This window comes from Kitasatospora sp. NPDC034533 (assembly GCF_055575155.1).
Genome location: NZ_JBVITE010000002.1, coordinates 58,865 through 83,045 on the forward strand (window position 1 = coordinate 58,865; position 24,181 = coordinate 83,045).

Annotated in this window: 19 protein-coding genes and 2 tRNA genes; 11 read left to right on the forward strand and 10 right to left on the reverse strand. The window is 72.9% G+C overall.

The features are described from left to right. The first annotated feature begins 189 nt into the window (after nt 1–189). Entirely contained in the window at nt 190–2,967 is a 2,778-nt protein-coding gene (locus ACZ55U_RS01930; RefSeq protein ID WP_465521384.1) for an ATP-binding SpoIIE family protein phosphatase, read from the forward strand. A 71-nt stretch (nt 2,968–3,038) separates the two neighbouring features. On the opposite strand, the gene ACZ55U_RS01935 is transcribed toward ACZ55U_RS01930, so the two are convergent. Both ACZ55U_RS01935 and ACZ55U_RS01940 read right to left on the reverse strand, forming a co-directional pair. Continuing rightward, a complete protein-coding gene (locus ACZ55U_RS01935) occupies nt 3,039–3,695 on the reverse strand; it encodes a hypothetical protein (protein WP_465521386.1) in 657 nt (218 codons plus the stop codon). Nucleotides 3,696–4,007: 312 nt separating this feature from the next. Further along, entirely contained in the window at nt 4,008–5,837 is a 1,830-nt protein-coding gene (locus tag ACZ55U_RS01940) for a phosphatidylglycerol lysyltransferase domain-containing protein (RefSeq protein WP_465521388.1), read from the reverse strand. Nucleotides 5,838–6,174: 337 nt separating this feature from the next. Here ACZ55U_RS01940 and ACZ55U_RS01945 point away from each other — a divergent pair, with 337 nt between their 5' ends. Continuing rightward, nucleotides 6,175–6,828, forward strand: a complete 654-nt coding sequence (locus tag ACZ55U_RS01945; RefSeq protein WP_465521754.1) for a response regulator — start codon at nt 6,175–6,177, stop codon at nt 6,826–6,828. Further along, the gene (locus ACZ55U_RS01950; protein WP_465521390.1) at nt 6,825–7,973 is read left to right on the forward strand and encodes a sensor histidine kinase; all 1,149 of its coding nucleotides are present in this window, start codon (nt 6,825–6,827) and stop codon (nt 7,971–7,973) included. The genes ACZ55U_RS01945 and ACZ55U_RS01950 overlap by 4 nt, the downstream gene beginning before the upstream one ends. Before the next feature lie 89 nt (nt 7,974–8,062). On the opposite strand, the gene ACZ55U_RS01955 is transcribed toward ACZ55U_RS01950, so the two are convergent. After that, nucleotides 8,063–8,146, reverse strand: a tRNA-Leu gene (locus ACZ55U_RS01955). A gap of 423 nt (nt 8,147–8,569) precedes the next feature. Between ACZ55U_RS01955 and ACZ55U_RS01960 the strand changes: the two genes are divergently transcribed. The 6 genes from ACZ55U_RS01960 (at nt 8,570) to pknB (ending at nt 17,073) form a co-directional block, all read left to right on the forward strand. Continuing rightward, nucleotides 8,570–9,430, forward strand: a complete 861-nt coding sequence (locus tag ACZ55U_RS01960) for an FhaA domain-containing protein (protein ID WP_465521392.1) — start codon at nt 8,570–8,572, stop codon at nt 9,428–9,430. A gap of 46 nt (nt 9,431–9,476) precedes the next feature. Then, nucleotides 9,477–10,022, forward strand: coding sequence for an FHA domain-containing protein FhaB/FipA (locus ACZ55U_RS01965; protein WP_465521394.1), 546 nt, complete (start codon nt 9,477–9,479; stop codon nt 10,020–10,022). 53 nt (nt 10,023–10,075) lie between these two features. After that, nucleotides 10,076–11,701 (forward strand): PP2C family protein-serine/threonine phosphatase, encoded by a 1,626-nt coding sequence (locus ACZ55U_RS01970; protein ID WP_465521396.1) that lies wholly within the window; start codon nt 10,076–10,078, stop codon nt 11,699–11,701. Nucleotides 11,702–11,861: 160 nt separating this feature from the next. Beyond that, nucleotides 11,862–13,238: an FtsW/RodA/SpoVE family cell cycle protein gene (locus ACZ55U_RS01975; RefSeq protein ID WP_465521756.1), complete on the forward strand. Its 1,377-nt coding sequence runs from the start codon at nt 11,862–11,864 to the stop codon at nt 13,236–13,238. After that, nucleotides 13,235–14,692 carry a peptidoglycan D,D-transpeptidase FtsI family protein gene (locus ACZ55U_RS01980; RefSeq protein WP_465521398.1) on the forward strand — a complete coding sequence of 486 codons (1,458 nt, stop codon included), beginning with the start codon at nt 13,235–13,237 and terminating at the stop codon, nt 14,690–14,692. Before ACZ55U_RS01975 ends, ACZ55U_RS01980 begins: the two co-directional genes overlap by 4 nt. A 260-nt stretch (nt 14,693–14,952) precedes the next feature. Then, entirely contained in the window at nt 14,953–17,073 is a 2,121-nt protein-coding gene (pknB, locus tag ACZ55U_RS01985; protein WP_465521400.1) for a Stk1 family PASTA domain-containing Ser/Thr kinase, read from the forward strand. A 147-nt stretch (nt 17,074–17,220) separates the two neighbouring features. On the opposite strand, the gene ACZ55U_RS01990 is transcribed toward pknB, so the two are convergent. The 5 genes from ACZ55U_RS01990 to ACZ55U_RS02010 all read right to left on the reverse strand — a co-directional run bounded on the left by ACZ55U_RS01990 (nt 17,221) and on the right by ACZ55U_RS02010 (nt 20,923). Next, entirely contained in the window at nt 17,221–18,054 is an 834-nt protein-coding gene (locus ACZ55U_RS01990; RefSeq protein WP_465521402.1) for a class E sortase, read from the reverse strand. A gap of 37 nt (nt 18,055–18,091) precedes the next feature. Next, nucleotides 18,092–19,267, reverse strand: a complete 1,176-nt coding sequence (locus tag ACZ55U_RS01995; protein ID WP_465521758.1) for a class E sortase — start codon at nt 19,265–19,267, stop codon at nt 18,092–18,094. Beyond that, on the reverse strand, nt 19,192–19,854 hold the full coding sequence (locus tag ACZ55U_RS02000; protein WP_465521404.1) for an aminodeoxychorismate/anthranilate synthase component II: 663 nt from the start codon (nt 19,852–19,854) through the stop codon (nt 19,192–19,194). The genes ACZ55U_RS01995 and ACZ55U_RS02000 overlap by 76 nt, the downstream gene beginning before the upstream one ends. 55 nt (nt 19,855–19,909) lie before the next feature. After that, on the reverse strand, nt 19,910–20,089 hold the full coding sequence (locus ACZ55U_RS02005) for a hypothetical protein (RefSeq protein ID WP_316522182.1): 180 nt from the start codon (nt 20,087–20,089) through the stop codon (nt 19,910–19,912). A gap of 69 nt (nt 20,090–20,158) precedes the next feature. Further along, nucleotides 20,159–20,923 carry a DUF881 domain-containing protein gene (locus tag ACZ55U_RS02010; RefSeq protein ID WP_465521406.1) on the reverse strand — a complete coding sequence of 255 codons (765 nt, stop codon included), beginning with the start codon at nt 20,921–20,923 and terminating at the stop codon, nt 20,159–20,161. A 169-nt stretch (nt 20,924–21,092) separates the two neighbouring features. On the opposite strand from ACZ55U_RS02010, the gene crgA reads away from it, so the two are divergent. After that, nucleotides 21,093–21,341, forward strand: coding sequence for a cell division protein CrgA (gene crgA, locus ACZ55U_RS02015; RefSeq protein ID WP_465521408.1), 249 nt, complete (start codon nt 21,093–21,095; stop codon nt 21,339–21,341). 337 nt (nt 21,342–21,678) lie between these two features. Here crgA and ACZ55U_RS02020 read toward each other — a convergent pair whose 3' ends face one another. Then, nucleotides 21,679–22,572, reverse strand: a complete 894-nt coding sequence (locus ACZ55U_RS02020; RefSeq protein WP_465521410.1) for a rhomboid family intramembrane serine protease — start codon at nt 22,570–22,572, stop codon at nt 21,679–21,681. A 620-nt stretch (nt 22,573–23,192) separates the two neighbouring features. Between ACZ55U_RS02020 and ACZ55U_RS02025 the strand changes: the two genes are divergently transcribed. Further along, complete coding sequence (locus ACZ55U_RS02025; protein WP_465521412.1) at nt 23,193–23,909, forward strand: DUF5324 family protein; 717 nt, start codon at nt 23,193–23,195, stop codon at nt 23,907–23,909. An 82-nt stretch (nt 23,910–23,991) separates the two neighbouring features. On the opposite strand, the gene ACZ55U_RS02030 is transcribed toward ACZ55U_RS02025, so the two are convergent. Continuing rightward, nucleotides 23,992–24,064 (reverse strand) — tRNA-Ala (locus tag ACZ55U_RS02030). Between the last annotated feature and the right edge of the window lie 117 nt (nt 24,065–24,181).

Consider the following 24,181-nt stretch of genomic DNA (forward strand, 5'->3'; position numbering starts at 1 on the left):
CCCCGTCCGGGTGAACCGGGGGTGCGAACGGGCGCGCGGTGCCCGACACGCAACCGATCCTGAGGAATCTCCCCGTTTCGGTGTCGAGCCCGGCCCCGTCCGTGCTTCGCTGGTACCCGCACAGCGTGCCTTCCTCCGGAGAGACGGCCGCCCCCGGCGCGGCGGCCAGGACGGGAGCAGAGCGGATCCATGGTGGCCGAGTCCAACTCCACACCGCGACCGGCGGGCGGCGGTACCGCGCCGGGCGACCACCCGGCGGGTGTGGCCGCCCTCGTCCGGCTCGTCCCCGTCCTGGTCGACCGGTCCGGCCGGATCGCCCACTGGGGCCGCGCCGCCGAGGAGCTGTTCGGCCACCGCGCCGAGGTCGCCCACGACCGCCCGGCCTCCGGCCTGCTGCCCGCCGTGGAGTCCCGGGCGCACGACCGGTGCTCCGTACGACGCCACTGCGACGCCTTCGACACCCTCGCCGAGCGGACCGCCGACGGCCGCCCCTGGACCGGCCGACTGACCGTCACCGACCGCGAGGAGCACCAGCGCGACGTGCTCTGGTGGGCGTACCCGCTGCCCGGCCCGTCCGGCGGGCTGCTCGCACTGGGCGTCGACGCCCGCCCGCTGCGCACCACCGGGCCCCGGCTCGCGCTCGGCGAGCGGCTGCTCCCGTTCGCCGCCGCGCCCGGCGCCCGGGGCGGCTTCCACGCCGTGTCCGCGGCGCTCGTCCCGGCGCGTCCGCCGGTGCCCGAGCCGTTGGCCCGGCTGCTGCCCGCCGGCCACCGCGGGGCGCTGCTGGCCGCCCTGGAGCAGGGCGGGCTGCCCGCGCTGCGACTGGACCCGGCCACCGTGCTGCCGGTGCTGCCCGCCGACGCCCAGCCCGGTACGGCGCACGCGGCCACCGGACTCGGCCGCCGCTACCCGACGCCCCAGCAGCGGGCAGCCAGGGTCGGCCCGCCGCCGCAGCCCGAGCAGGGCGCGCCCGGCCGCCGCCAGCCCGGCCCGCTGCCCGTCCAGCGCGAGGCCGCCCAGCCCGCCGTCCCGTCCGCCGCCCGGCCGCCGGCCGCCGCCGGCGGAGCCGCGACGGGCGGTGGCCCGTCCGTCCCTCCCCCCGCCCCCGAGCGGGAGGCCCCACCCAGCGCAGGAGCCGCCGCCATCGAGCCCATCGCGACCTGGCCCACCGCCGTCGAGCCGGCCACCGACGCCCGCCCGCCGCTGCACACCGGCCGGACCCCGTCCGCCGCCGCCGCGATCCCCGGCCCCGCCGACGGCGGAGCCCCGCCCGGCGGCCGGCTCGGCCCGTTCCTCACCAACGGGCAGGCCGGCGAACAGCTGGCCCTGCTGAACGAGGTCGGCGGCAACGTCGGCACCACCCTGGACCTCGGCTTCACCGCCCACGAGCTGTGCCGGGTGCTGGTCCCCCGGATCGCCGACTTCGCCTGCGTGGACCTGGTGGACGGGCTGATCTCGGACTCCGAGCTGCCGGCCGCCCGGCCGGACGACGACACCATGCTGCGCCGGGTCGCCCTGGTCTACAACGAGACCGGCGGCGCCTGGGACCACGTGCTCGCCGAGGGCTCGCTGGTCAGCATGCCGCGCCGCACCCCGCCCGGGATGGCCCTCCAGCTGAACCAGCCGGTGCTGGTCCCGGTGATCAGCCCGGACGTCGCGGTCGACTACGCGATCGCGCTCGGCGGCGCCCGGCTGGCCCCGGTGGTGACCGGCCGTTCGATGCTGGTCGTCCCGCTCTCCGCCCGGGGCACCGTGCTGGGCATCCTCAAGCTGCTCCGGCTGCCGGACCGCGCCCCCTTCGACGAGAGCGACGCCGCGACCCTCAAGGAGCTGGCCGTCCGCGCCGCACTGTCCCTGGACAACGCCCGGCTGCACCGCGCCGAGGCGCGGGTCGCCACCACCCTCCAGCGCTCGATGATCCCGACCCGCCCGCCGCAGATCCCCGGCGTGCAGATCGCCCACCGCTACCTGCCCGGCGATCCGAAGGCCGAGGTCGGCGGCGACTGGTTCGACGCGATCCAGCTGCCCGGCAGCCGGGTCGCCCTGGTGGTCGGCGACGTGATGGGCCACGGCCTCCACTCCGCGGCCGCGATGGGCCGCTTCCGCACCGCCATGCAGACCCTCGCCGCCCTGGACCTGCCCCCCGGCCAGCTGCTGCGCCACCTGGACAACCTGGCCCACAAGCTCGGCGACGACCACCTCGCGACCTGCCTGTACGCGGTCTACGACCCGATCAACCGGACCTGCGAGCTGGCCAGCGCCGGCCACGTCCCTCCCGTCCTGGTGCACCCGGACGGCACCGGCGAACTGCTGGAGATCCCGGCCGGCGCGCCGATCGGCGTCGGCGGAGTGCCGTTCGTCGCCAAGACCATCGACGTCTCGGACGGCTCGATGCTCGTCCTGTGCACCGACGGCCTGGTCGAGGTCCGGGGCGGCGACATAGGGGCCGGACTGGCCGCGCTCTGCGGCAACCTGATCGACCCCCAGCAGAGCCCCGAACAGGCCTGCGACGAGGTGCTGCGACGGCTGCACTCGGAGGACCGCAAGGACGACGTCGCCCTTCTGGTGGCCCGGTTCGACGGGGTCGCCCCGTCCGAGGTGGCCACCTGGGACCTCACCGTGGACCAGCGCGAGGTCCGCCGGGCCCGCTCACTCGTCCGCGAACAGCTGGCCGCCTGGCACCTGGAGGCCCTCGGCGACACCACCGAACTGCTGGTCAGCGAGCTGGTGACGAACGCCGTCCGGGTCGCCCGGGACACCGTGAAGCTCCAGCTGATCCGGGTGGACAAGCTGCTGGTCGAGGTCAGCGACGACAACCACAACCTGCCCTCGCTGGAGCCGGCCGAGCAGCTCGGCGAGACCGGCCGCGGCCTCACCCTGGTCACCAAGCTCGCCGAACGCTGGGGCACCGCCCGTAAGGCGGTGGGCAAGGTCGTCTGGTTCGAGCTCCCGCTCCCGCACGCCTGACGGCCACCCGGGCCCCGGAACGCCGGACGGCCGCGCACGGACGCCCGCGCGCGGCCTGAGGAACCTGGCCGTCAGGGAATGACGGCCCCCGCCGAGCGGCGCCGCCGAGCCTCCACCGCGACCTCCATCGAGGCGGTCGCGGCCACCGAGGCGGCGGCGCCGACCCCGGCCAGCACCCTCGGCCAGAAGTCCCCGAAGACCTCGACCGAGACGGCGATCAGCAGCGCGGTGATCACCGCCACGACGTGCTCCAGACCGGCCAGGTTCGGCAGCACGACCGCCTCGCCGACCATCACGGCCACCACCAGGCCGGCGGTGTACCAGGCCCGGCTGCGGAACGCGATGCAGATCGCCAGCGCCACCACCGCGGCCGACGGCCCGGTGTCCCGCACGTAGGCGACCCACTTCGGGAAGCCGAACAGGTGGTGCGGCCCGATCGCCACCCCGACCCGGGCGAACAGCGTGCCCGCCAGGGTGCAGGCGTAGGCGACCACCAGCGTCATCCGCCGGCCGAGCACGATCTCGGCGATCGAGAAGACCACGAACACCTGGGCCAGCGCCCCCCAGACCGGAAGGTCCAGCGCCGGCACGTACAGCGAGAGCGGGGTCCGCAGCAGCGACACGTCCAGCGGCAGCGCCGCCCGCACCACCCCGATGTTGTTGACGAAGCGCTCGCCGCCCGGCAGGTGCTGGACGACGCTGAACAGCAGGATCAGAAACGTCGCCACGCAGGCCAGCGGAACAGCGGCGAACTTCTTTCGCACCACCGCGTCCCGGACCGTCGCGAACAACGTTCCCCACTCGGCGACAGCGGCCGATCTGGCGAATGCCAGCGGCCCCTTTCGCACGCCCCCCGCGTGGGTCCTGTGAATCACAACCGTTTCTCCGAATCCCCGAACTCTCGACCACTCCACATTAGAAGCCGCTTGACAAAGCCACATCGGCACGGATGGGGATATCGGTCATCCTCAGGGGGGAGACGCTCCCCCCATCGGCCCCCCATTTCGGCCGACCGGCTCCCTCCGCCCCCCGACGGAGGGCTACCCCTTCCCGTCCCGGGCCGCCACCGGGAGCCGGGGCGCCACCACGGCGGCCCGGGCGTGCCGGCGGCGGAACAGGGCGGGCAGGCTCGGCGCGACGATGAAACCCTCGGCGCGCGCGCTCGCGATGCCGATCCGGGGAATCTCGCTGCTCTTCTCGAAGAGCAGGTAACGCGGCTCCCAGATCGGCCGGTACTTGGCATTGGCGCGGTACAGCGACTCGATCTGCCACCAGCGCGAGAAGAATCCCAGGGTCGAACGCCACAGCCGCAGCACCGGACCGGCACCGAGGCGCGAACCGCGCTCGAAAACCGAGCGGAACATCGCGAAGTTCAGCGAAACCCGCTTCAGCCCGACCTCGTCGGCGCGCTGCAACAGCTCGATGACCATGAATTCCATCAGGCCGTTCTCGGTGTCCCGGGCCCGGCGCATCAGGTCCAGCGAGAGCCCGTCCGGGCCCCACGGCACGAAGCTCAGCAGCGCCTTCAGCTCGCCGTCCCCGTCGTGGCACTCCAGCATCACGCAGCGGCCGTCGCCCGGGTCGCCGAGCCGGCCGAGCGCCATCGAGAAGCCGCGCTCGGTCGCTCCGTCGCGCCACTCGTCGGCCTTGGCCACCAGCTCGGCCATCTCCGCCTCCGAGATGGCCTCGTGGCGGCGGATCCGCACCGTGTACCCGGCCCGCTTGACCCGGTTGTAGGCCTGCCGGACCACCCGCATCGCCCGGCCGTCCAGCGAGAACTCGTCCAGCTCGACGATCGCCTCGTCGCCCAGCTCCAGCGCGTCCAGCCCGTGCCGGGCGTAGATCACCCCGGCTTCCTCGGAGGCCCCCATCACGGCCGGCGCCCAGGCGTGCTCGCGGGCCTCGGCCAGCCAGGCGTCGATCGCGCCCGGCCAGGCCTCCGGGTCGCCGATCGGGTCGCCGGAGGCGAGCGAGACACCGCCGATCACCCGGTAGGTGACCGCCGCCTTGCCGCTGGGGGAGAAGATCACCGCCTTGTCCCGGCGCAGCGCGAAGTAGCCGAGCGAGTCCCGCTCGCCCTGCTTGTCCAGCAGGCCGCGCAGCTTCGCCTCGTCCTCGGGGGTGAGCAGCTCCTTGCCGCGCGGGCTGCGGAAGGCCATGTACAGCACCAGCAGGAAGAGCACCGCGCCCATCGCGTTGATCGCGGCGTTCACCCAGGTCGGCGCCGCGATCACCGAACGCAGGTGCTCGGACGGGGTGATCGTGATCATCCGGCCGACCGAGTAGCGGAACAGGTCCCAGAAGCCGGCGCCGGTCAGCTCGTTGGTCAGCCACACCAGCAGCGCCCCGACCCCGCCGCCGAACGCCAGCCCGCCGACGAAGGTGGCCGCCGCCGTCTTCGGGTTGGAGCTGTCGCCCTTGGAGGTGAACTCCTTGCGCCCGACCAGCAGCGCCAGCACGAACAGGCAGGTCAGGACCGTGGAGAAGTAGTTGAGCGGGTGGGCGCCGAAACGCTCGCCCGGTACCACCATGGCCGTCAGGTAGAGCAGCGCGAACATGCCCCCGAGCGCCGTGTTGAAGATCCACGCCGCGCGCTTGCGCCGCCGCATCGCGATCGCGAGGAACACCGAGAGCACCGCGCTGGCCAGCCCGGCGGTCATCAGGTACGGAGTGAAGTACTCACCCTCGTTGTGCTCGTAGACCTGGTCCCGGAAGGGCGCCAGCAGCACCGTCGCCACGTTCAGCAGCGCGATCAGGCGCAGGTACCAGACGGAGGCCGTGGCGGCCCCCGGGCCCCAGCGCTCCAGCACGCCGCCGGGCCGGGGCTCCGAGGTCGCGGCGGACGGCTCCGACTTCACAGTGGACGACACAGCTCAATTCCAAACGATCAGATGACGGGGCGCATCCCCAGACGGCCCGGCGCCGGGCGCCCGCACGGCCCGACGGACCGACCGGCGACCGTTCCCGGCCGACCGCCCGAGTGGATAGGCAGCCGAAAAGGGTCAGCCAACTCCATGGTTCCTCACCGAAGCTGAGAATTGCGTGAACCGGGTAGCGGATTCCCACCCCCGCCGAACGGCGGGGGTCGACACCCCCCGGGCGTTCGGCGCCCCGCCGCCACTGCCCCTACGCTCAAGACGACCCACGCGGACCGCCCCCCACCACGGCCGCCCGACCCGAGGAGGCACCATCACCACCACCCGCGTGCTGATCGTCGACGACGAGATCCTGGTCCGCTCCGGCCTCGGCCTGATCGTCGGCTCCGCCGGCGACCTCGAAGTGGTCGGCGACTGCTCCGGCGGACAGGCCGAGGAGTACGTCCAGCGGCTGCGCCCGCACGTGGTGCTGCTCGACATCCGGATGCCCGACCTCGACGGCATCTCCGTGCTGCGCCGCCTGCGCGCCCTGCCCGACCCGCCCGCCGTGGCGATGCTCACCACCTTCGACACCGACGAGTACATCGGCACCGCGCTGCGGGCCGGGGCGGCCGGGTTCCTGCTCAAGGACACCGCCCCCGACCAGCTGGTGCACGCCGTCCGGGTGCTCGCGGCCGGCGGCAACATCCTCTCCCCGACCGTCACCCGCACCGTCATCGGCGGCTACGTGGACGGCGGCGGCCCGGACGCCGAGGCCACCGCGCTCGCCCGCACCCTCACCGGCCGCGAGCTCGACGTGCTCGCGCTGCTCGGCGAGGGACTGTCCAACGCCGAGATCGCCGACCGGCTCTTCCTCGGCACCGGCACCGTCAAGGACCACATCAGCGCGATCCTGGGCAAGCTCGGCGCCGCCAACCGGGTCCAGGCCGCCGTCCTGGCCCACCGGGCCGGGCTGGTCCGGCCCAAGCCCGGCGACGGGGCATGACGGCCGCCGACCAACTGCCGTCCGGACGGCTGCCGGCCTGGTGCACCGCCCCCTGGCTGATGCTGCTGCTGCCCGTCCTCTACTCCCTGCTGGACGCCGCCCTGGTCGCCCGGGAGGCCGCCTGGTGGCAGGTGGCGCTGTCCACGCTGGCCGCCGTCGCCCTGTTCTGGCGCCGCCGCTTCCCGGTGGCGGCGCTGCTGCTCACCATGCCGGGCAGCTGGGTGGACGAGATCTGGCTGGCCCCGATCACGGCCGTCTACTCGGTGGCCGCCGAACGCCCCCGCCCCCGGGTCGTGATCCCCTGCGGCACCGTGTTCGCCCTGGTCGAGTTCTTCCACTGGCCGCTGCCCCCGGACCTCCTCGACCTCAGCCGGAACACCGCGCTGGACGCCATCCAGGCCGTGATGCTGGCGGCCGGACCGGCCGCCACCGGGCTGCTCGCCCGCACCCGGCGGGAGCTGGCCGCCCGCGTGGACGAGCTGACCCGCGGCCAGGAACGGGAGAGCCGGCTGCTCGCCGAACGGGTCCTGATCAGCGAGCGCGGCCGGCTGGCGCGGGAGATGCACGACGTGGTCTCGCACCAGGTCAGCCTGATCAGCATCCAGGCCGGCGCGCTCCAGGTGAGCAGCACCGACCCCGCCGCGGTGAGCGCCGCCCGCACCATCCGCGAACTGTCCGTCCGGACCCTGAACGAGCTGCGCCAGATGGTCGGGGTGCTGCGCGGCACGGGCGGCGGGCTGCCGGACGCCCCGCTCGCCCCGCAGCCCCGGCTGGCCGACCTGCCCCGGCTGATCCAGCAGAGCGGCCTGGCCGCCCACACCGAGCTGGTCCCCGGCGACCGCCCGTGGCCGGAGGCGGTCGAGCGGGCCGCGTACCGCACCGTCCAGGAGGCGCTCACCAACATCACCAAGTACGCGCCGGAGGCGACGGTGCACGTGCGGGTCCGGGCGAAGGGGCGCCGACTGCGGGTCGAGGTCCGCAACGAGGCCCCGCCGGTGCACCCGGCCGAGACCCTGCCCGGCGGCGGCCACGGCCTGGTCGGCCTGCGCGAGCGCGCCCAGCTGCTGGGCGGCACCCTCACCGCCGGGCCGACCCCGGACGGCGGCTTCGAGGTCCGCGCCGACCTCCCGGCCGGCCAGGGCTGATCCGGACCGGCCCGCCGACGGCCCGGGGCCCGAACGATCCGGAACGACGAGAAAGCCCCGCAGATCCGTAGATCTGCGGGGCTTCGCTGTGCGCGAGGGGGGAGTTGAACCCCCACGCCCTTTCGGGCACTGGAACCTGAATCCAGCGCGTCTGCCTATTCCGCCACCCGCGCATGGGTGTCGTCTTCGTTGCCGACCGGACTTCCGAACCGCTCGGTACCATCGGTACTTCGCGTTCCCTTGGACCGGCCTCCCTTCCGGGCGGCCCTTCCGACGTGGAAAACATTAGCACGGCCCGGGGGGCTGCTCCGAATCCGTTGTCCCTCGGGCCCCAGGACATTCGAACGGACACCCGGCGAACGCCCGTGCGACCCGCCGGAGGGGTGCCCCGTCGGGAACGCCTGGCGTCCCGTGCCCGACATGCGTCACCCTGTGTGTCCGAGCCCACCCCCGGGCACCACACGGTCCGGGAACCGTACGGAAGGGCCCGGCGTGGATACGATCAGTACGGAAGTACCGCAAGTAGGAGGCGCGACCGGGTCCCCGGCGGGACGCGGCCGGCAGGCAGGCGAACGAACCCTGGAAGGGGGTGCCCCATGGGAGTGCTGAAGAAGTTCGAGCAGCGACTCGAGGGTCTCGTCAACGGCACCTTCGCGAAGGTGTTCAAGTCCGAGGTCCAGCCCGTGGAGATCGCCGGAGCGCTGCAGCGCGAGTGCGACAACAACGCGAGCATCTGGAACCGCGACCGCACCGTCGTGCCGAACGACTTCATCGTCGAGCTGAGCCCGCACGACCACGAGCGGCTCAGCCCCTACTCCGGGCAGCTCGGCACCGAGCTGGCCGGCATGGTCCGCGAGTACGCGGAGGCCCAGCGGTACACCTTCATGGGCCCGCTCCAGGTGAACCTGGAGAAGGCCGACGACCTGGACACCGGCCTGTACCGGGTGCGCAGCCGCACCCTCGCCGCCGAGGAGCCCCCGCAGCAGTACCCGCAGCAGCCCGGCTACGACCGCCCGCCGGCCGCTCCGGCCCCCGGCGCACCGTGGCAGCAGCCCGGCGCCGGCCAGTACAACGCGCCCCCGCCGCCGGCCGCGCCCCCCGCGATGCCTCCGGGCCCGCCCGCGCCCGCCGGCGGGAACGTCCGCGCCCTCCCCGGCGCCGGCCACGGCGGCACCGCGGTGCGCCGCTGGGTCGAGGTGAACGGCGCCCGGTACCAGATCTCCGGTTCGGCCTGCGTGCTCGGCCGCTCCACCGAGGCGGACGTGCGGATCGACGACCCCGGGGTCTCCCGCAAGCACGCCGAGATCCGGCCCGGCACTCCTTCGATGGTGCTCGACCTGGGCTCCACCAACGGGATCGTGGTGGACGGACAGCACACCCAGCGCGCTACGCTCCGCGACGGCTCGCGAATCGTCGTGGGCTCCACCACCATCGTCTACCGGCAGGTCGAAGGGTAGTGTCCGAATTGTTCGCGCGCCTCGCTCACCGACTGGCGGGACGGTCATGTCAGAACTGACCCTCACGGTCATGCGGCTGGGCTTCCTGGCCGTGCTGTGGCTGTTCGTCATCGTCGCGATCCAGGTGATCCGCAGCGACCTGTTCGGCACCAAGGTGAACCCGCGGTCCTCCCGTCGCGGCACCGGCGTCGCGACGGGCGGCGGCGCGGCCACCACGACCGCCGCGCGCGCCGCGGCACCCGCCCCGGCACCGTCGGCGGCGGGCCAGACCCAGGGCGGCGGCGGCCGCCGTCGCGGCGGCCCGACCCAGCTCGTCGTGGTCCAGGGCTCGCTGGCCGGCACCACGGTGGCGCTCCAGGGCCAGACCATCACGCTCGGCCGCGCGCACGACTCCACCATCGTGCTGGACGACGACTACGCGTCCTCCCGGCATGCCAGGATCTATCCGGATCAGACTGGGCAGTGGACGGTCGAGGATCTAGGCTCCACCAACGGCACCTATCTGGACCGGCAGCGCCTGACCGCGCCCACTCCGCTCCAGCCGGGCACGCCGATCCGTATCGGCAGGACCGTCATCGAACTGCGGAAGTAGTAGCGCATGAGGGACAGCATCCCGTCCATGACCCAGAGGGGGGCACAGGTCGCATGACCCTGGTGCTGCGCTTCGCCGCCGGCTCCCACAAGGGACTGATCCGGGAGGGGAACGAGGACTCCGGCTACGCCGGGCCGCGGCTGCTGGCCGTGGCCGACGGCATGGGCGGCGCCGCGGCCGGCGAGGTCGCGTCCTCCGAGGTGCTCGGCTCGATCGTCCGGCTGGACGAGGACGTGCCCGGCGCCGACCTGCTGACCCTGCTGGGCGACGCCGTCCAGGGCGCCAACGACCGACTGCGGCAGATGGTCGAGGAGGACCCGCAGCTGGAGGGCATGGGCTGCACCCTGACGGCCATGCTGTGGACGGGCCAGCGGATGGGCATGGTGCACGTCGGCGACTCCCGGGCCTACCTGCTGCGCGACGGTTCGCTGGCCCAGATCACCCAGGACCACACCTGGGTGCAGCGCCTGGTCGACGAGGGCCGGATCACGCCCGAGGAGGCCGAGACCCACCCGCAGCGCTCGCTGCTGATGCGGGCGCTGGACGGCCGCGGCCAGGTCGAGCCCGACCTGTCGATCCGCGAGGTCCGGGCCGGCGACCGCTACCTGATCTGCTCCGACGGCCTCTCCGGCCCGGTCAGCCACCAGACCCTCCAGGACACCCTGGGCAGCTACTACTCGCCCGAGCAGACCGTGCAGGAGCTGATCCAGCTCGCCCTGCGCGGCGGCGGTCCGGACAACATCACCTGCATCGTGGCGGACGTCATCGACGTCGGCGCCACGGACACCATGAGCGGCCAGTTCAACGACGTCCCGGTGGTGGTCGGCGCGGTCGCCGACGCCCCGCCGTCCTCGGCCGCCGCCGACCGCTCGATCGCGGACACCCCGGCCGGCCGCGCCGCCGGCCTCGGCCGCGGCCCCCAGGGCGCCTTCGGCCCCGCCGAGGGCTACGAGGAGGGCTTCGGCGCCGCTCCGGGCGGCTTCGGCCCCGCCGAGGGCTACGAGGGCGGGTACGGCTACGGCTCCGGCGAGCCCTCGGTGTACGGCACCGAGGACTTCGACGAGGAGCAGCCCCCGAAGCGCAGGCGCCGGGGCCTGACGATCTCGGTGGCCGTCCTGGTCGCGCTCGGCCTGCTCGGCGGCGCCGGCTACTTCGGCTACCAGTGGACTCAGGACCAGTACTACGTCGGCACCCAGGACGACCACGTCGCGATCTACCAGGGCATCAACCAGAACCTCGCCGGGCTGAGCCTGTCCTCGGTGCACTCCTCGTACAGCCAGATCCAGCTGAAGTGGCTGCCCGAGGACCAGCAGGCGCACGTGAAGCGGACCATCTCGGTCAACAGCCTCAACGACGCCCAGACGACGGTCACCGAGCTCGACAACTGGGTGCAGCTCTGCCGCCGGGCCGCCAAGCCGGCCACCCAGGCCACCACCCCGGCGCCCGGCCAGGCCGCGCCGGCCGCGTACCTGGCGACCACGCCGACCCCGACCGAGAAGAAGGTCCTCCCGGGCTCACCGGCGCCGAGCACGGCGCCCGCGACCACCCCGACACCGACCACACCGGCGGCGCCCGTCCCGGCGCCGACCGCCACCCCGCCGGCCGCCGGCGCGCAGAGCGGCGACGCCCCGCTGACCGACGACGAGCTCAGCCGGGCCAACGCCTGCCCGAAGCAGTGACGTCCGTGATCCGACATAGGAGCGCCCCGAGCGGGCGGGCCGGCCGTCAGGGAGCGGTCATTACGTGAGCAGCTACAACGTGAGCGAAGAGCCCACCCGGGCCGGCCGGCGCCGGGCGGCGGCCGAACGCGCCGTCCCCCGGCGGCGGGACAACACCACCATCTCCCCGCAGGAGGCGCCCAACCGGCGCAACACCGAGCTGGCCCTGCTGGTCTTCGCGGTGCTGGTGCCGGTCCTCGCGTACGCCAACGTCGGCCTCGCGATGGACTCCAGGCTTCCGGCCGGCATGCTCGGCTACGGGCTCGGCATGGGCGCCCTGGCGCTGGTCGCGCACCTGCTGGTGCGCCGCTTCGCGCCGTACGCGGACCCGCTGATGCTGCCGATCGCCACCCTGCTGAACGGGCTCGGGGTGGTGATGATCTGGCGGCTGGACAAGGCGGGCAAGCTGCTCAGGGGCAACTACCCGGCGGCCGAGAACCAGCTGATGTGGTCGGCCCTCGGGATCGCCGGCTTCATCGGGGTGATGGTCCTGCTGAAGGACCACCGGGTCCTCCAGCGCTACACCTACATCTCGATGGTGGTGGCGCTGGTCCTGCTCGCCGCGCCGGCCTTCTTCCCGTCCCGGGCGGAGGACTTCGGCGCCAAGATCTGGATCCGGATGGGCAGCTTCTCCATCCAGCCCGGAGAGTTCGCCAAGATCATCCTGACCGTGTTCTTCGCCGGCTACCTGATGGTCAAGCGGGACGCCCTGGCGCTGGCCAGCCGCCGGTTCATGGGCCTGTACCTGCCGCGCGGCCGCGACCTCGGCCCGATCATCGTGATCTGGCTGCTCAGCCTGCTGATCCTGATCTTCGAGAACGACCTGGGCACGTCCTTCCTGTTCTTCGGGCTGTTCGTGGTGATGCTCTACGTCGCCACCGAGCGGACCAGCTGGATCCTGTTCGGCCTGCTGATGTCGATCGGCGGCGCGGTCGCCGTCGCCTCGACCGCCAGCCACGTCAAGGTCCGCATCGACGCCTGGCTCGACCCGATGGCCGCCTTCGGCCCGAACCCGCCGAAGGGCGCCACCGAGCAGATCGGCCAGTCGCTGATGGCGCTCGGCTCCGGCGGGGTCACCGGCTCGGGCCTGGGCCAGGGGCGTTCCTGGCTGATCGCCTTCGCCGCCAAGAGCGACTTCATCCTGGGCTCCTTCGGCGAGGAGCTGGGACTGACCGGCCTGATGGCGATCTTCCTGCTGTACGCGCTGCTGGTGCAGCGGGGTCTGCGCACCGCGCTCGCCGCCCGGGACCCGTTCGGCAAGCTGTTCGCCGTCGGCCTCTCCTCGGCGATGGCGATCCAGGTCTTCGTCGTCGCCGGCGGTGTCACCGGGCTGATCCCGCTCACCGGTATGACCATGCCGTTCCTCGCCCAGGGCGGTTCGTCCGTGGTCGCCAACTGGGCGCTGGTCGCGATCCTGCTGAAGATCAGCGACAGCGCCCGCCGCCCCGGGGTCGAACCGGCCCCGGCCCCCGAGGGCCAGGGAGGACCCGCCCGATGAACAAGCCGATCCGCCGGGTCTCGATCTTCTGCCTCGTGCTGATCCTGGCCCTGATGGTGCGCACCAACTGGGTGCAGGGCGTCCAGGCCGAGTCCTGGGCCACCAACAAGAACAACAAGCGGCAGCTGTACGACCGGTACGCCCACCCGCGCGGCAACATCATCGTCAGCGGCCAGCCGGTCACCAAGTCCGACTTCGTCGACGGCCTGCGCTACAAGTACAAGCGCTCCTGGGTCGACGGCCCGATGTACGCCCCGGTGACCGGCTACTCCTCCCAGGCCTACGGCTCCAACCAGCTGGAGAACCTGGAGGACGGCATCCTCTCCGGCACCGACGACCGGCTGTTCTTCCGCAACACCCTGGACATGCTGACCGGCGAGCAGAAGCGCGGCGGCGACGTCGTCACCACCATCAACGCCAAGGTCCAGAAGGCCGCCTTCGACGCGATGGGCAACAAGAAGGGCGCGGTGGTCGCCCTCGACCCGAAGACCGGCGCGATCCTCGGACTGGTCTCGACCCCCTCCTACGACCCCGGCACCTTCGCCGGCGGCGAGGCGGCCGACACCAAGGCCTGGACGGACCTCAACGCGGACCCGAACAAGCCGATGCTCAACCGGGCGCTCAAGGAGACCTATCCGCCCGGCTCCACCTTCAAGCTGGTCACCGCGACCGCGGCGTTCGAGAACGGCCGCTACCAGAGCATCGACGACGCCACGGACACGCCCGAGCCGTACGTCCTGCCCGGCACGACTACCCAGCTGAAGAACGAGAGCCCGAACGAGCGCTGCGAGAACGCCAGCGTCAAGTCCGGGATGGACCAGTCCTGCAACACGGTCTTCGCCAAGATGGGCGCGGACCTGGGCAAGGAGCGGATGCGGGCGCAGGCCGAGAAGTTCGGCTTCAACAGCACGATCGACACCCCGGTCCGCTCCGAGAAGAGCGTCTTCCCGGACAGCCCGAGCCTCGACGGCACCGCCCAGGACTCCATCGGCCAGCACGACACCCGCGCCACCCCGCTCCAGATGGCCATGGTCTCCGCCGCGATCGCCAACAACGGCAGCCTGATGCAGCCGTACCTGGTGGCCGAGGAGCGCTCGGCCACGCTGACCACCATCTCCAAGCACACCGAGAAGCAGTTCTCCCAGGCGATGAGCGCCGACACCGCGAAGAAGATGCAGGACCTGATGGTCTCGGTGGTCGAGAACGGGACCGGCACCAACGCCAAGATCCCCGGCCTCCAGGTCGGCGGCAAGACCGGCACCGCGCAGCACGGCGAGGACAACGCCGGGCTGCCGTTCGCCTGGTTCACCTCCTGGGCCAAGACCCCGGACGGCCAGTCGGTCGCGGTCGCGGTGGTGGTCGAGGACGGCTCCCAGAACCGCGACGGCATCAGCGGCGGCCGGCTCGCGGCCCCGATCGCCAAGGCGGTGATGCAGGCCGCACTCGGCAAGTAGGAGCGCCGGTCCGGGGTGAGGGGAATGTCACGATGACCAGTCCCGTCCGGATACCGGTCTGATATCGGCCGACGGCTGACTCCGGCCCGATGCGGTACGACCGGTAGCGTATCCGCCAGCAGCGGGTGTGCCCGTTGCCGCCCGCGAGGCACCGAACGGCCCGGCCGGAGAACGGTCGCGGACCGCGCGGAGTCACCCAGGAGCGTGCGGGGACACCTACGTCACAACCTCACCGGCGGGTGAGGGAGAGGGTCGGAAGTATGGAAGAGCCTCGTCGCCTCGGCGGCAGGTACGAGCTCGGCGGCGTCCTCGGACGCGGCGGCATGGCCGAGGTGTACCTCGGCCATGACACCAGGCTCGGCCGCTCCGTCGCCGTGAAGACGCTCCGGGCCGACATGGCCCGGGATCCGTCGTTCCAGGCCCGCTTCCGCCGCGAGGCGCAGTCCGCGGCGTCCCTGAACCACCCCGCGATCGTCGCCGTGTACGACACCGGCGAGGACTACATCGACGGCATCTCCATCCCGTACATCGTGATGGAGTACGTCGAGGGGTCCACGCTGCGCGAGCTGCTGCACTCCGGGCGCCGGCTGCTGCCCGAGCGGGCGCTGGAGATGACCATCGGCATCCTCCAGGCCCTGGAGTACTCGCACCGGGCCGGCATCGTGCACCGCGACATCAAGCCGGCCAACGTGATGCTGACCCGGCAGGGCAACGTCAAGGTGATGGACTTCGGCATCGCCCGCGCGATGGGCGACGCCGGGATGACCATGACGCAGACCTCGGCCGTCATCGGCACCGCCCAGTACCTCTCCCCCGAGCAGGCCAAGGGCGAGCAGGTCGACGCCCGCTCCGACCTCTACTCCACCGGCTGCCTGCTCTACGAGCTGCTGACCGTCCGCCCGCCGTTCGTCGGCGACTCGCCGGTCGCGGTGGCCTACCAGCACGTCCGGGAGGAGCCGCAGCCGCCGTCCGTCTTCGACCCCGAGGTGCGCCCCGAGGTCGACGCGATCGTGCTGAAGGCGCTCGCCAAGGACCGCGACTACCGCTACCAGACCGCCGACGAGATGCGCGACGACATCGAGCGCTTCCTCGACGGCCTGCCGGTGGCCGCCGCCCAGCAGGCCGCGTACGGCATGGGAGCGGCCGGCTACGGCTACGACCAGAACGGCTACCCGCAGCAGCACGACCCGTACGGCCAGACCAACGTGCTGCCGCAGCAGCCCGGCGGCGGCCCGACCGCCCTCCTGCCGCAGGCCTCCGGGCAGCCCGGCTACGGGCAGCAGGGCGGCTACCAGGACGACGGCTACGGGCAGACCTACGCCGGCGCCGCGGGCGGCGGCAACGACGGCTACGACGACGGCTACGGCCGCGGCGGCCGGCGGGGCGAGGACCAGCCGAAGAAGAGCAACACCTCCTGGATCGTGCTGGCGGTGGCCGCCGTGCTGGTCCTGGTCGGCACCTTCTTCGTCGCCCAGGCGATGTTCAGCGACAAGGGGAACCAGGACCCGCCGAAGGTCACCGCGCCGAACCTGGTCGGCAAGACCCTGGCCGAGGCCAAGACGGCCGCCGCCGGGGCCGGTCCCAAGCTCGTGGTGGCCGAGGGCGAGAAGATCGCCTGCCCGGACGCCAACGTCAAGAAGGACCAGGTCTGCACCCAGAACCCGGCGGCGAACACCCAGGTCGCCGAGACCGCGACCATCACCGTGCAGATCTCCTCGGGGCCGTCCAAGGCGCCGGTCCCCAGCGTGGTCGGCAAGCCCAAGGACCAGGCCACCAAGGCGCTCGCGGACCTCGGCTTCACCAACGTCACCACCGAGTACAAGGACGACGACACCGCGGCGCAGGACACCGTCACCGCCCAGGACCCGCCGGCCAACTCGTCCGTCGACCCGAGCGCCCCGATCAAGCTGACGGTGTCGCAGGGCAAGGCCAAGGTCACCGTCCCGAACGTGGTCGGCTCCCAGAAGGAGGACGCGACCAACACCCTCCAGGGCCTCGGCTTCCAGGTGGACGCGTCGAAGACCACGCCGACCAACGACCCGACCAAGGTCAACACCGTCGCCTCGCAGTCCGTCCCGGCCAACAACAAGGCACCGGCCAACACCAAGATCGCGCTGACGATCTACAAGGCGCCGGACAAGGTCCCGGTCCCGCCGCTGGCCAACGTCAAGCTCGGCGACGCCGCCAACCAGCTGAAGGCGCTCGGCCTGACCTACACCGTGGTCAACGGCCAGCCGGACCCGAACGCGACGGTGCAGCAGAGCAACCCGCCGGCCGGCACCCCGGTCGACCCGAACACCCAGATCCAGCTGTGGATCAAGGCGGCCGAGCCGACCAAAGGGGGCGACGCCACCACCACACCCCCCAAAGGGGATCACTAGGCCTCCCGTCTTCCCCTGGTTCGACTGAGCCGGGGGCGGGAGCCCGGGTAACCCCCAGCACGGCCGAGGGCCCGCCGCGGTGATCGCGGCGGGCCCTCGGGCGTTCGTCCGGGCTCTCGTCCGGGCCTTCCGTCCGGCCGTTCCGGCTCAGCGGCGCAGCTCCGGCGGCGGGGTGCGGTTGGCGTCCACGTCGTCCACCCGCACCAGGCTCCCCCAGACGGCCATCCGGTAGCGCGAGGTGTACACCGGCGTGCAGGTGGTCAGGGTGATGTAGCGGCCGGGGCCGGCGTAGCCGGAGCGGGCCGGGACGGGGGCCACGATGCCGGTGTCGTACTTGGAGGTCTCCGCCAGGGTGTTGTCGACCCGGTAGACGTACCACTTGTCCTTGGTCTCGACCACGATCGCGTCGCCCTTGCCGACGGCGTCCAGGGAGTGGAACTTGGCGCCGTGGCCGTCCCGGTGGGCGGCCAGCGCGAAGTTGCCCTGCTCGTCCCAGGGCATCGCGGCCTTGTACGGCTGCTCGTAGACGCCCGCCACGCCCTCGTCCAGGACGTCGGTGGAGGTGCCCATCCGGATCAGCACCTGGAAGTTCCGGCCCATCGCCGGGACGTGCAGGAAGCCGACGTCGTCCCCGGCCGCGAACTGCCTCGGCCCGTCCGCGGCGCCGGCGGGTCCGGCGGGCGCGGTGGCGCCGGGAGCGGGGGCGGCACCGGGCGCGGCCGACGGGCCGGCGGTCGGGCCCGCGGCCCAACTGCCGCGCAGCCGGTCGGCGGCCTCCGAGGCCGAGCGGTCCGCCTGCACGTTGGTCCACCACAGCGAGTAGGCCACGAACAGGCCGAGCACCAGGCCCGTCGTGATCAGCAGCTCGCCGAACACCCCGAGCGCGACCAGCGCCCGGCTCCGTCTGCGCCCGCCCGGCGGTGGGGGCGGCGGAAAGGCCTCCGCCACCGGTTCGGCCGACTGCTCGGTGTCGTCCTGCATCTGCGGTGCTCCCCCTCCGGGCCGGGCGGCAGGGCGGCTACCCGCCCGTGATCGCGGCCGGCTTGCCCTGGGCGCGCGGCCGTTCCTCGATCATCTTGCCAAAAACGATGAGACGGAACTTGGAGGTGAACTCCGGGGTGCAGGTCGTCAACGTGATGTAGCGGCCCGGACCGGTGTACCCGGCGCCGTTCGGCACCGGCTTGATCACGCTCACGTTGTTGGGGGAGGTCTCCGGGATGCCCCCGGTGACCTCGTAGGTGTAGTAGCCCGCCGCGGTCTCCACCACGATCTTGTCGCCCTTGCCGAGCTCGTTGATGTACCGGAACGGCTCGCCGTGGGTGTTGCGGTGGGCGGCCAGCGCGAAGTTGCCCGCCTTGTCGGCGGGCATCCCGGTGCCGGTGTAGTGGCCGACCAGGCCCTTGTCGAGCACGGCCGACTTGGAGGTGCCCTCGGCGATGGGGAACTTCAGCCCCAGCTTGGGCAGGTAGACGATGGCGAAGCCCTTGCCGGGCTCGAAGACCTCGGGCTTGTTCGGGTCGGGGGCCGGCTGCCCGGGCTGCGCGGGCGGCGGGGCCGCGTCGAACTGCTGCTCCAGCCGGTTGCGCGCCCCGTCGGCGGCGGCGTCGGCCTGCACGTTGGTCCACCAGAGCTGGTAGGCGACGAAGAGCAGCATGACCAGGCCGAGCGTGATGCACAGTTCGCCGACGCCCCGGGCGGCCACCACGAGCGGGGACTCCTTGGGCCGCACCCGCCCCGCGGTACGGCCCTTCGCCCGGCGCCGTCCGTTGCCGGAGCGCAGCGAGGTCCGGCCCTGGGCGGCGCGGCGTCGCTCGGCCCGGCCGCCGGTGGGCGGAGCGGGTTCGGTGGTGGGCGCGCCGGCGCCGAGGTCGGCGGGCAGCCGCAGCTGGAGGGTCCGGTCGGGCAGCCAGGGGTACTCGGGCCCGTCCACGATGGGTTCCTGGGCCTGCTCGTACACGCCCCAGGCGTCCTCGGGCACGGTCTGCACCGGGTACCCCGGCTGCTGCTGCGGCGAGCCGCCGGCGCCGTCGCCCCGGTGCCCGCCGTACTGCTGCACGGTGCCGTACGGGTCCGCCTCCGGCTGGAAGCGCCCGTCCGGACGCAGCGCGGTCACGCCGGTCAGCCCCGGCCGATCACCGGGGCGAGCCCGGCCGACCGGTCGACCGCCTGCGGGAAGCCGCACTCCGCCAGCCAGTTGGCGAGCATCCGGTGGCCGCCCTCGGTGAGCACCGACTCGGGGTGGAACTGCACGCCCTCGACCGGCAGTTCACGGTGCCTCAGGCCCATGACGACGCCGCTCTCGGTGCGCGCGGTGACCACCAACTCGGCCGGTACCGTGGACGGTTCGACCGCGAGCGAGTGGTAGCGGGTCGCGGTCAGCGGCGAGGGCAGGCCCGCGAACACCCCGCCGTCCTCGTGCTCGACGGGCGAGGTCTTGCCGTGCAGCAGCTCCGGCGCCCGGCCGACCACCGCGCCGTACGCGGCCGCGATCGACTGGAGCCCCAGGCAGACGCCGAACACCGGCAGCCCGATCCGCGCGCAGTGGTGCACCATCTCGATGCAGACCCCGGCCTCCTCCGGGCCGCCCGGTCCGGGGGAGAGCAGCACCCCGTCGAAGCCCTCCGCGCCGTCGCGGCGCGTGGCGTGCTCGACCGTCACCTCGTCGTTGCGCACCACCTCGCAGGTGGCGCCGAGCTGGTACAGGTACTGGACCAGGTTGAAGACGAAGCTGTCGTAGTTGTCCACCACCAGGATGCGGGGCGGGGTCGGCGGGGTCGTCATGCGCGCGGGGTCTCCGTGGGGTGCGGTGCTGGTAGGGGGTGCCGGGTCCGGCGGCTCAGCCGGTCGCGGCGCCGTCGCCGCCGTCCACCGTGACGTCACCGAAGGGGAGCAGCGGTTCCGCCCACGGGAAGACGTAGGTGAACAGGACGTAGACGATCCCCAGCACGAGGAGCAGCGAGATGACGGCCCGGACCAGGGTGTTACCCGGGAGGTGACGCCAGATCCAGCCGTACATGGTGCTCCCTCGACGTAGCGGACTGGGGTCAAGAGTAGACCCGCCGCCCACGGCCGCGGGGCAGGTCCGCTACTGCCGGCCGTCGGCGGAGCGCAGCTCGACGGTGCCGGAGTACCCGGGCAGGGTCAGCTCCCCGCTCTCCTGGACCTTCCAGCCCAGGCCGTACGCCTGGACGTACTGGAGGTAGTTGCGGATCGTCGGGTCCGCCTCGACGGCCGAGCGCAGCGCGTCGGTCCTGCCCACCGCCTTGACCACGTACGGCGGGGAGTAGACCCGCCCCTGGAGCAGCAGGGTGTTGCCGACGCAGCGGACGGCGCTGGTGGAGATCAGCCGCTGGTCCATCACCTGGACGCCCTCGGCGCCGCCCCGCCACAGCGCGTTGACCACGGCCTGAATGTCCTGCTGGTGGATGACCAGGTCGTTGACGCCGGGCTCGGGCACCCCGGGGATGCGGGCGGTGGCGTTCGGCGGGGCGTCGTTGAGGGTGACGGTCAGCCCGCCGCCCTGGAGCGGTTCCAGGGCGGCCCCGGAGCGCAACCCGCCCAGCTGGGCGGCGTCGGCCGGGTCGTGGCCCTGCTGCTCGGTGAGCTCCTGGGCGCGGGCCTGGAGGTCGGCGAGCTGGGACTGCGCCTGCTGGTTCTGCGCGCTGCGCTGGCGGACCACGTCGCCGAGGCTGAGCAGCGAGTTGTCGGTCCGCAGGTCGGTGCCGCGGGCGGTCTGCGCGCTGACGTAGAAGAGCAGACCGGCGAGCGCGAAGACGGCGCAGGTCAGGGCACGTCCGACAATTCGGGTGCCGGAGCGGCGGGCAGCGGCCGACTCAGGGGGAATCGACAAATTAGTCACCGTACCCTTATCTCCTCAAGACCCGCCGAGCCACTACGCTAACGGACGCCGGTGGCATGCGGCGGAGCGGTCCCCAGGGCGTTCTCCCGCAGTCGGCACCGGCAGACTCACCCGCTGCACCTCCGCGCGGTCTCACAGCGCATCGACAGGAGAGCTCCTCGTGCCGAAGTCCCGACTCCGCAAGAAGTCCGACTACACCCCGCCGACCACGGCCGCGGTGAAGATCAGTTCGGGCCGCAGTTGGGTCGCACCGCTGATGCTGGCGATGTTCCTGATCGGGCTGGTGTGGATCGTCACCTACTACGTGACCAGCGGCAGCTACCCGGTCGAGAGCTGGCGGAACTGGAACATCCTGGTCGGCTTCGGCTTCATCGCCGCCGGCTTCGGCGTCTCCACCCAGTGGAAGTGACGGCCCGCCCGTCCTGAGGCTCGGTTTCGAGCCGTCGCCCGCCGCTTCGGACCGCTCGCCCCGGGGCGGCGGTCAGGCGTGTCCGGAGGCCGCCGGAAAGCGGCCCGGTCATCCCCATCATCGGACTGTCCCGCTTATCCACATGGTTATCCACACTGGGGAAAAGTCCCCCCAGCCTGTGGATAACTCCGCCGCCCGCGAGTTTCCACAGCTGTGCACAACCACCCGGGAACGGGGCAACCGCACAGCAGGACACGCGTAGAACAACAGTCCACCCCCGGTTGGCCGCACAACCTGTGCACAGCCCCGCACCCGCTGTGGACAAACGTCCGAGGGGTCAGGCCCCGTAGAGGGCCATCCCGACCAGCAGCATCCCCGCCTCGATCGCCACCGCGCCCCCCACCGCCAGCGCCTGGACCAGCCCGCGGCGCCCGCGAGGGGCGTACATCAGGCCGGCCGCGGTCAGCGAGCCGAGCAGCAGCCCGCCGAGGTGCGCCCGCCAGTCGATGCCCGGACGGGAGAAGGTGACGATCAGGTTGAAGACCAGGAACGCCATCGCCGGGCCGAGCGGGCCCCGGTTCCGCAGCTGTATCACGATCGTGGCGCCGATCAGCCCGAAGATCGCCCCGGAGGCGCCCACCGAGTTCATCCAGTCGCCGGCCACCACGAAGGCGAAGGCGCTGCCGCCCAGCCCGGAGACCAGGTAGAGGGCCAGGAAGCGCAGCCGGCCGAGCGCCTGCTCCAGCGTCGGGCCGAGCCAGAACAGCACCAGCATGTTCATCCCGACGTGCCACCACTCCAGGTGCAGGAAGGTGGCGGTCAGCAGCCGGTACCACTGGTGCGGGCCGTCGGCGATGCCCGCCGGGCCGCCGAGGATGTCCCGTCCGGCGCTGAACAGCGACCAGGTCTGGCCCAGCCGCGGAGTGAGCACGTAGGCCGCCAGCACCCAGACCACGATGTTGATCCCGATCAGCAGCCGGGTGACCAGCCCGCCGTCGGCGGCCAGGGCGCCACCGAACCGGGTGGTCGCCTGCCGCGACCCGGCGTGGCCGGCGCCGACGCAATCCGGGCACTGGAAGCCCACCGAGGCGGCCACCATGCACTGCGGGCAGATCGGCCGCTCACAGCGGGTGCACGAGATCCCGGTGGGGGTCTGCGGGTGCCGGTGGCAGCCGGGCAGTCCGGCCTCCGGGGAGCGATCGGCCGACGACCGCGGCTCGTCCGGGAGCATCAGCGGGGTCCCCTTCCCGTACACGACCTCCGAAGCAGCCAGCCTACTGCCGCACCGCCGTTCCCGGCCCGGCTCCCCCGGACGCCGCCCGGTCCCGGCCCACCGGGAGGCCGCCCACGGCCCCACCGGCTCGCCGCCCCTCCCCGCGTGCCTGGGGAGCCACCCCTCCGACGCCTCCCCCGGCCGCCCGCAGGGCCCGGCACGGCCCCCGCCGTCCCTTCCTCCCCCAGCCGCCCCGCAGAGGCCCGTGCCAGGCCCGTCCCGACGTCGACCTCCCCTCACCCCATCCGCCGCCCCACAGGGCCCGACAGGGCCCGACGCCTGGCCCATCCCGACCGCCGCCGCACCTTCCCCTCCCCCTCACCCCCACCCCCCGCAGGGCCCCACGCCCGGCCCATCCCGACCACCGCCGCACCCTCCCCTCCCCCTCACCCCCACCCCCCGCAGGGCCCCACGCCCGGCCCATCCCGACCACCGCCGCACCCTCCCCTCCCCCTCACCCCCGCCCCCGCAGGGCCCCACGCCCGGCCCATCCCGACATGCCACGGAACAAATCAGGATGCATGATCAGCATTCAGGTGGATATGTGCATAAAGGACGCCACCCAGGAGGAGAGACTCGTGAGCTTTTCGGATTCAGCCCGAGAGACGGCCACCAGGACCCGGGACACCGCCGCGCAGTTCGCGGACGGCGCCAAGCAGCGCCTCGGCCCGGCCTTGGACGCCTTCGGCCCGAAGGCCTCCCAGGCCGCCCACAATCTCCGCAGCCAGTACGACAAGCATCTGGCCCCCCAGTTCGGCCAGGCCTTCGCCAGCCTGCCGCCGGAGGCCCAGCAGAACACCCTGAAGGCCCTCCACCGGGCCCAGGAGGCCGCTCTGGCGGCCCGCCTGTCCGCCGCCCGGGCCGCCGACCAGGCGCGCTCCACCGTCGGCCCCAAGGTCGCCCAGGCGGTCGACCAGGCCCGCACCACCGTCGGCCCGATGGCCCACGAGGCCCAGGCCCGCGGCGCCGCCGCGCTGACCGCCCTCCAGGGCAACGTCAGCTCGGCCGAGATCAGCGAGCTCGCCGCCCGGAACGCCAGGAAGGAACACTGCAACCGCCTGGCCACCGGCCTCGCCGTGGCCGGCCTGCTGGCGATCGGCAGCGGCCTCGTGGCCTGGCAGTGGTGGCGCCGGCACAGCAACCCGGAGTGGCTGGTCGAGCCCCCGGCCGTGCAGGAGCCCGGCCCGGCCGGCGCCCACGCCGCCTCCGCCCCGGTGAACGGCTCCGAAGCCGGCGAGGCCCCGGCCACCGAGGACGACGGTCCCGCCGCCGGGGACGGCCCCCGGCCGTCCTGACCGCGCGGAGGTCCCCGGGAAAGCCGAGAGGCCGCTGACCGGAATTTCCGGTCAGCGGCCTCTTGGTTACCGCTGTGGGCTGTGGAGCATAGGAGACTCGAACTCCTGACATCTGCCTTGCAAAGGCAGCGCTCTACCAACTGAGCTAATGCCCCTCGACGGCACCGCGCGTGCCAACGGGCACTAGCGTACCGGGTTCCGGCGCGGTTCCCAGCGCCGTCCCCCTGGAAAAGTGCCGTTCCATGGGGTCGGCCGGTCCGGTTCGGCGACCG

Bases quoted from the DNA above. Each gene is read 5' to 3' on its own strand.
- ACZ55U_RS01930 (WP_465521384.1), top strand. From the start codon at position 190: ATGGTGGCCGAGTCCAACTCCACACCGCGACCGGCGGGCGGCGGTACC.
- ACZ55U_RS01950 (WP_465521390.1), top strand. From the start codon at position 6,825: ATGACGGCCGCCGACCAACTGCCGTCCGGACGGCTGCCGGCCTGGTGC.
- ACZ55U_RS01960 (WP_465521392.1), top strand. From the start codon at position 8,570: ATGGGAGTGCTGAAGAAGTTCGAGCAGCGACTCGAGGGTCTCGTCAAC.
- ACZ55U_RS01965 (WP_465521394.1), top strand. From the start codon at position 9,477: ATGTCAGAACTGACCCTCACGGTCATGCGGCTGGGCTTCCTGGCCGTG.
- ACZ55U_RS01970 (WP_465521396.1), top strand. From the start codon at position 10,076: ATGACCCTGGTGCTGCGCTTCGCCGCCGGCTCCCACAAGGGACTGATC.
- ACZ55U_RS01980 (WP_465521398.1), top strand. From the start codon at position 13,235: ATGAACAAGCCGATCCGCCGGGTCTCGATCTTCTGCCTCGTGCTGATC.
- pknB (WP_465521400.1), top strand. From the start codon at position 14,953: ATGGAAGAGCCTCGTCGCCTCGGCGGCAGGTACGAGCTCGGCGGCGTC.
- ACZ55U_RS01990 (WP_465521402.1), bottom strand. From the start codon at position 18,054: ATGCAGGACGACACCGAGCAGTCGGCCGAACCGGTGGCGGAGGCCTTT.
- ACZ55U_RS02000 (WP_465521404.1), bottom strand. From the start codon at position 19,854: ATGACGACCCCGCCGACCCCGCCCCGCATCCTGGTGGTGGACAACTAC.
- ACZ55U_RS02005 (WP_316522182.1), bottom strand. From the start codon at position 20,089: ATGTACGGCTGGATCTGGCGTCACCTCCCGGGTAACACCCTGGTCCGG.
- ACZ55U_RS02020 (WP_465521410.1), bottom strand. From the start codon at position 22,572: ATGCTCCCGGACGAGCCGCGGTCGTCGGCCGATCGCTCCCCGGAGGCC.